This window comes from Secundilactobacillus muriivasis, from assembly GCF_054785195.1.
In genome coordinates this window covers 1-7,536 of record NZ_BAABMI010000094.1, presented here as the reverse complement: position 1 = coordinate 7,536, position 7,536 = coordinate 1, and the positions used below count along the sequence as shown (strand labels likewise).

The window sequence follows — 7,536 nt, the reverse complement described above, 5'->3', positions numbered from 1 at the left end:
ATTTTCTGACCGACCGGTTGTGCCCACAATATCATCCATGATTAACGCGCCAATGAAACCAAGTTTCACAAACTTCGTACACTGTCGCTGGACACAAACGACAGTAAAAAGCCCTGAAGAAGTTTTCTTCAGGACTTTCTCATTGTCGTTTATTAACATTAATTAAATAGCGTCCGAAACAGAATCAGGTGTCCGAATCTCAGTCAACGCATCGTCAATTTGGCCCAAGATGGTGTTGACGTTCTCGGGGTCTTCCAAGTTGTACTTTTGTAAGTCGACCTTAATCTTAGGGCTGACATCGTATTCGTCGAACCACTTGCGGTAAGCGGACCACATCTTGTAGTAGTAGGCTTTTAGTTCAGGGTGTTCGTCGATTTGTTCGTAATCACGACCGCGCTTCTTAATGCGGTAAAGAATCGTGTCGAAATCGCTATCAGCGTAAACCAGCAGATCAGGGGCCTTCTTTGGTAACATGTCTAATTCGTTCATCATGTTATCCAACAGGGTCAGGTAAACCGAAAGTTCGGTGTCTGAAATGTTGCCTTCAGCGTTGTTTTCTTTAGTGAACAGGGCGTCTTCGTAGATCGAACGGTCAAGGATGTTGTTATCATCGGCTAAGGCCTGCTTGATCATACCGAACCGCTTGTTTAAAAAGTAAATTTGAAGTAAAAATCCGTACTGTTTAGGATCTGAATAGTACAGTGGCAAAACGGGGTTGTCACCCACTGGTTCAAAGAAAGCCTTTGTTCCCAAGTGGTCTGCGAGCATTCCCGTTAACGTTGTTTTTCCGACACCAATCATTCCGGCTGTAATTATCACCATAATAGCCCCTCTTTTAATAAAATATGCGAAATCTAGTGTACCACAAATTTCGAGCTACTACATCTAGCTTTACTTAATAATTTAGTGAGAGCAGACAAGCTGACCCAATATGTAAGTTAATTAACCTTAATTTATTGCAGAATCTGAGTAGGTGTCCTACGATGCGACACTACCTGGTTAGTCGTTCGAATTGCCGGTAGATAAGGCGTTAGCGCCGCTACCTCACCAGTACCCGTGTATAATATAGGTATCAGGTAAAGGAGGAACGGGAACGTGTATGATGCAATTGTCTTTTTTGATTTAGACGGGACACTGTTTGATGATCAAAAGCATGTGTTGCCGACTAGTATTGCGGCAATCAAACAGATGTCACAACATAATATTTTGTCAGTCATTTCAACGGGCCGCAATATTTTTGAGATTCAGGACGTTTTGGATGAAACCGGGATCGATTCTGTTGTGAGTGCGAATGGCAGTTACGTTCAGTATCGGGGTCAAAAACTCCATGCCGAAGTAATTGCGCCGGACTTACTCACCGCATTTACCGAATATGCTGAAAAGCAGGGGGACGCAGTTGGCTACTTTAATAACCGCGAATTTCGGTTAAGTGAAGCCAATGACTTAACAACGACCAACTTTAAACTCCTTCATCTTAATGCTGTGGTGGATCCGCAATTCTATGAACGCGCACCAATCAACTTTATGAACGTGTTTAATTACGATAAGGAAGCTGCTTATCAAAAGGCGTTTGATGGCCAGCTGTCGTTAGTTCGGAATAACCCAAGAGCCTTAGATACTATGAAGGCGGGTGTTTCCAAGCGAACCGGGATCGAGATTTTACTGGATGCGGCTCATTTGGCGAACGTCCCAACCTATGCGTTTGGCGATCAGCTCAATGACCTGCAGATGTTTGAGATGGTCGATACCCCAATTGCGATGGCGAACGGTCACGACCTTGCCAAGCAAAAGGCCGCGTACATTACGACAACCAACATGGATAACGGTATCGTTAATGGGTTGAAGCACTTTAATTTGATTCAATAATTTCTGGAAACAGCTGGTCCGAGGTGCTCGGATCAGGTCACTAGCGTCTGAATTCTTAATCTGAGTTCAGGCGCTAGTTTTTTGGCTTTAGACCAGATGCCATACCGCGTGTTAGGCGGGTTTTGACCAACATGTGAAGAAATGAATATTTAACACAACCAATTTATACAGCTTAAAAATGCACGAATATTCCTATTAGTGATATTTCGAGTATGCGATTGAAGTTCGTGAATGGCTTGCTATACTAACAAGTGAGTGGTCACTCTACTTAATGTAGTTTAAACGTAATTAATCGACTAAGCGTAGGGTGACGAAACAGCTTATCAGTTAGTAACTGAGCAATTACGGCTGGTTCTTTTTTTAACCAGTATGAGTAAGTGAGCAGTCACTATCAGAAACAATAACTAGCAAACGGATGTTAATCAATAGGGGTGATTGAGATGACGGAACAATTATACTACGGCGGGATCGATGTTGGGTCAACGACAGTTAAGTTGGTGGTAATGGATAGTCAACACCACACCGTTTTTTCACGGTATGAACGACACTATTCCGATGTTAAGGCCGCAACTGAAAAAATCTTGCGTGAAGCATTAGGCGAACTCGACCCAAAGCTACAATTAGCATGCACGATCACCGGTTCTGGCGGAATCGGGTTAGCAAACTTATTAAACCTAAAATTTATTCAAGAAGTGATCGCCTGCACGAAGACGGTCGAAACGCTGATTCCTCAAACTGATGTTGCGATTGAACTTGGTGGTGAAGATGCAAAGATCACGTTCTTTGGTGATTCACTAGAACAACGGATGAACGGGAGCTGTGCTGGTGGGACCGGGGCCTTTATCGACCAAATGGCAACCTTGCTGAAAACCGATGCTAACGGCTTAAACGTGATGGCACGCGATGCCGAAACCATCTACCCAATTGCCAGTCGCTGTGGGGTGTTTGCCAAGACTGACGTGCAACCACTGATCAACGATGGTGCACATAAGGCGGATATTGCGGCCAGCATTTTCCAAGCGGTTGTGAATCAAACGATTTCTGGATTGGCTGCGGGTCACAAGATTCGTGGTAACGTTGCTTTCTTGGGTGGGCCACTTTACTTTATGGACCAACTACGAGAACGCTTCATTGAAACGTTGGCGCTGACACCAGAACAAGTCATCTTCCCAGAAGATCCACAACTGTTCGTTGCAAAGGGTGCCGCACTGTACGCAACGGATCAACCAATGACCACCCTTACCGCACTATTGGATCAACTCCTCAATGGTGATGATTCAGGCATGCATCCTAGTCATTCACTGGAACCCTTATTTAAAGATGATGATGAGTTACAAGAATTTCGGAAACGTCATGCAATGGCGAAGGTGGATTCTCGAGATTTAGCCAGTTATCAGGGGACGGCCTTTTTGGGAATCGATGCTGGGTCAACGACAACTAAGGTTGCCTTGGTCAGCGATGATCATAAATTACTATACACGTACTACGATAGTAACGATGGCGAGCCACTTGCCAAGACGAAGACCATTTTAAAGGATATGTACGCCAAGATTCCGGCTGGCGTCACGATTGGAAAAGCTGCCGTAACTGGTTACGGGGAGCATTTGATCAAAAATGCCCTGATGGTTGACGTTGGGGAAGTTGAAACGGTTGCCCATTATCGGGCCGCACACTATTTCCAACCAGACGTTGATTTCATTCTCGATATCGGTGGTCAGGATATGAAGGCCATGACTATCAAGAATGATGCGCTTTCGACGATTAAGTTGAACGAAGCCTGTTCATCGGGGTGTGGGTCTTTCTTGGAAACCTTCGCAACCTCTTTGAATTATAACATTGAAGATTTCGCGCAAGCCGCTTTATTGGCCAAACACCCATCTGATTTAGGGTCACGGTGTACCGTCTTTATGAACTCGAAAGTGAAACAGGTTCAAAAAGAGGGCGCCACGATTGGTGATATTGCCGCCGGATTATCGATGTCGATCATCAAGAACGCACTGTTTAAAGTCATCAAAATGCGGCGGGTTGAAGACATGGGTCACCACATCGTGTGTCAAGGTGGGACCTTCTATAACGAAGCCGTTTTGCGGGCTTTTGAAAAAATTGCGGGCTGTGAAGTTGTTCGGCCTAATATTGCCGGCTTGATGGGGGCCTATGGGGCTGCCTTGATTGCCGAAGATAATTACCAAACTGGTGATGAAACCACTCTGTTGAACGTCAACCAGATGGATAACTTGAGCTTCAAGAAGGAATACATGCACTGCGGGATCTGCGAAAACAACTGTGCATTGACCATCACCATCTTCAACGATGGCCGTCGATTTGTAACGGGTAACCGTTGCGAACGTGGTGAAGCTCGAGGCCTTAAGCAACGGGTTCCTCGCGATAACGGTAAAGTCAACTTGGTTGCTGAAAAATACAAGTTATTGTTCAGCTACCGGCCACTTCGCAAAAAACAAGCCACGCGTGGCGTTCTCGGCATTCCGCGAGTATTGAACATGTACGAAAATTACCCATTGTGGCAGACCTTCTTCTCTAAGTTGGGGATTCAAGCTAAACTGTCGCCTAAGGGGAATAAGGACCAGTACGAAAAAGGCATGGAAACCATTCCTAGTGATACGGTGTGCTACCCGGCTAAACAGGTTCACGGTCACATTCAAGCATTGATCGATCGCGGTTTTGAAACGATCTTCTATCCAGCTGTTGTGTACGAAGTAGATGAAAATGACGGCGCGGATAACCACTTTAACTGCCCAATCGTTCAATCTTATCCGAACGTAATCCGCAATAACGTGGATGAAATCACGAACGGTGACGTTGATTTGATTTCACCATACTTGAACTTGGCTGATCGTAAATCAACGGCCAACAATCTATATGATAGCTTTAAGAGCTGGGGTATTAGTAAGCAAGAAATCGTCGAAGCACTCGATGCCGGTTACGATGAACTCGAACACTTTAAGCAACAAATTCGGGACCGTGGTGAAGATACCATGCGGATGCTGATGACGACCGGTGAACACGGAATCGTGTTAGCAGGTCGGCCATATCATTTGGATCCAGAAGTGAACCACGGTATTTCACAACTGATGACCGCTGAAGGTTTTCACGTGTTGACCGAAGATTCAATTGCCCACTTGGGTGACGTGAAGGGCTTGCGGGTCGTGAATCAGTGGGTTTATCACTCACGGCTTTACGCTGCTGCTCGAATCGCGGCTAAGACCCCTCAATTGGAATTTGTGCAATTAAACTCCTTTGGTTGTGGGATCGACGCTATCGATACCGACCAAGTCGAAGAAATTATGAGTCAGTATAACCGGTTGTACACCTCGTTGAAGATCGATGAAGGAACCAACATGGGAGCTGTTCGGATTCGACTCCGGTCATTGAAGGCCGCCGTTAAAGAACGTCAAAACCGCAAGATCTTGCCGGTTAAACTTCACGATAACGACGTACCAGTTGATTTCACCCCAGAGATGCACAAGGATGGCTACACGTTACTCTTACCAATGATGTCGCCAATTCACCAACACGGGTTGGTTGACGTTGCCTTGAAGGCTTCCGGATACAACGTAGTCAACTTACCAATGAACGACCGTAAGTCAGTGGACGTGGGCCAAAAATTCGTCAACAACGATGCCTGCTACCCAGCCATCATCTCCATTGGTCAGATGCTAGAAGCGCTTCAGAGTGGTAAATACGACCTGAATCACACGGCGGTCATGATGACCCAAACCGGTGGTGGTTGTCGGGCAACCAACTACATCCCACTGATTCGAAAAGCGTTGAAGGACGCCGGCTTTGAAAAAGTCCCAGTTGTTTCGCTTTCGTTAGGGAACCAAGGGGTTGAACACACTAGCGGCTTCAAGATGACCTTGCCATTACTCCGGCGGGTCGCCATCGCCTTCTTATACGGGGACCTCTTCGAACAGGTTGTTTATCGCACCCGGCCGTACGAAACGGAACCAGGCATGATCGATAAGATGCATGATCAGTGGCTGGCGCTGGTTAAACCATCCGTTGAAAAGGGGAGCTTTAAGGAATTTAAGCGCAACGTGGCCCAAATTGTTCAAGACTTTGACACCGTACCATTACGAGACGTTGTGAAGCCGAAAGTTGGGTTAGTGGGTGAAATTTTGGTTAAATACTCCCCAATCGCCAACAATGATCTGGTTCACTTACTGGAAGCTGAAGGTGCTGAAGCGGTTGTGCCTGACATCGTTGGGTTCATGAACTATTCACTGTATAATCAAGTGTACCGGTACCAGCATTTAGGTGCTTCTGCCAAGGCTAAGTGGTTTGCAGAGTTTGCGCTTCAAGTTATCAAGTGGTGTGAACAACCACTTCAAAAGGCCTTGAATGCCTCTAAGCGGTTTGAAGGCATTGAAGCAATCGAAAAGGTGGCGGATGATGCCAGCAAGATCCTATCGCTGGGTAACCAAACTGGTGAAGGCTGGTTCCTAACCGGTGAAATGATCGAATTGTTGAAGCGCGGCGTGCCAAACATTGTCTGCATGCAACCATTCGGCTGCTTGCCAAACCACATCGTGGGCAAGGGCATGATCAAAGAACTTCGGCGTCAATTCCACGGGGCCAACATCACGCCAATCGACTATGATCCCGGTACCTCAGTGGTTAACCAACTGAACCGGATTCGGTTGATGATGGCAACGGCCAATAAGAACTTAGCTGCGCAACGAACAACAACTCGCGAAGAATCAACGACTGATCAGGTGACGGCGCAACTGGCTCACCAGCACTAATCGGTGACCTTCGAAAAAATAAACTGGAGATTTAATCATGAAGCATACGGATGTGGAGACGCTTTTTGCGAACAACTTGGATACGGCAAATTTGTCTGACAAGCAGCGCAGCGTCTTGAAAGCAAGCTTGACCCTTTTTGCACAAAAGGGGTATGAAAATACCAGTACGTTGGATATTGCGAAACTGGCAGGGGTGTCAGAAGGAACGGTATTCAAGCATTTTAAAACCAAGGATGGGCTACTGCAGGCGGTGTTAAAGCCGTTTTTGCAGGATATTTTTCCGAGAGTTGCGGGGGAGTTCGTTCAAGATTTGCAGGCGACTCAAATCTTGGAATTCAGTGATTTTCTTCGTTTCGCTGTACGTGATCGCATTGTTTACGCGATGGATAACCGAGCTGAAATGAAGATCATGATTCAAGAAATGGTCAAGAAACCTCAAATTTTAGAGGAATTGACCACACGGTTGGGGGTCTTACTGCAATCGGCAATCAACCAACTGTTTGTGAGTTATCAAGATAAGGGCGAGTTAGTCAAATGGGACTCGATGCGAATCATCCGCACGATTTGCGGCGTCATCGTAGGCTACTTGATTCCCAACATCATCATGAGCGATGAATGCCTGGATATTGATGCCACGACCAACGAAATTTGCGAGTTTTTGCTGCATGGGTTGCAGCCTTGATTCGCGATTAACTAAAAAGCAGTTCACTTCTCAATAATTCAGAAGTGAACTGCTTTTTTGCTGTCGATTGTGTCCAGCGTAAGCATGTGTAGTTTGTGAAGTTCGGTGATTCTGGTCTTCTATAGTGGGGATGCCGCGGGAGACTCCGGCTATGCGAGGCTGGAACGCAGTGGCGGGCCTACGAGCTAGGAATGGGCAAAAAGCGCCCATGCCGGATCTCTCCGG

Annotated in this window: 4 protein-coding genes; 3 read left to right on the top strand and 1 reads right to left on the bottom strand. The window is 46.3% G+C overall.

Going from position 1 to position 7,536, the window contains the following annotated elements; all coding sequences use genetic code 11:
• Positions 1-162: 162 nt before the first annotated feature.
• Complete coding sequence (locus tag ACYVR3_RS15805) at positions 163-822, bottom strand: deoxynucleoside kinase (RefSeq protein ID WP_054737478.1); 660 nt, start codon at positions 820-822, stop codon at positions 163-165.
• Between the two features lie 273 nt (positions 823-1,095).
• Between ACYVR3_RS15805 and ACYVR3_RS15800 the strand changes: the two genes are divergently transcribed.
• The 3 genes from ACYVR3_RS15800 to ACYVR3_RS15790 all read left to right on the top strand — a co-directional run bounded on the left by ACYVR3_RS15800 (position 1,096) and on the right by ACYVR3_RS15790 (position 7,311).
• Complete coding sequence (locus ACYVR3_RS15800) at positions 1,096-1,866, top strand: Cof-type HAD-IIB family hydrolase (protein WP_461244979.1); 771 nt, start codon at positions 1,096-1,098, stop codon at positions 1,864-1,866.
• Between the two features lie 440 nt (positions 1,867-2,306).
• On the top strand, positions 2,307-6,629 hold the full coding sequence (locus tag ACYVR3_RS15795; RefSeq protein WP_461244978.1) for an acyl-CoA dehydratase activase-related protein: 4,323 nt from the start codon (positions 2,307-2,309) through the stop codon (positions 6,627-6,629).
• Positions 6,630-6,666: 37 nt separating this feature from the next.
• Positions 6,667-7,311 carry a TetR/AcrR family transcriptional regulator gene (locus ACYVR3_RS15790; RefSeq protein ID WP_461244977.1) on the top strand — a complete coding sequence of 215 codons (645 nt, stop codon included), beginning with the start codon at positions 6,667-6,669 and terminating at the stop codon, positions 7,309-7,311.
• Positions 7,312-7,536: the final 225 nt, after the last annotated feature.

Coding starts and splice junctions, on each gene's coding strand:
- ACYVR3_RS15805 (WP_054737478.1), bottom strand. CDS start 822: ATGGTGATAATTACAGCCGGAATGATTGGTGTCGGAAAAACAACGTTA.
- ACYVR3_RS15795 (WP_461244978.1), top strand. CDS start 2,307: ATGACGGAACAATTATACTACGGCGGGATCGATGTTGGGTCAACGACA.
- ACYVR3_RS15790 (WP_461244977.1), top strand. CDS start 6,667: ATGAAGCATACGGATGTGGAGACGCTTTTTGCGAACAACTTGGATACG.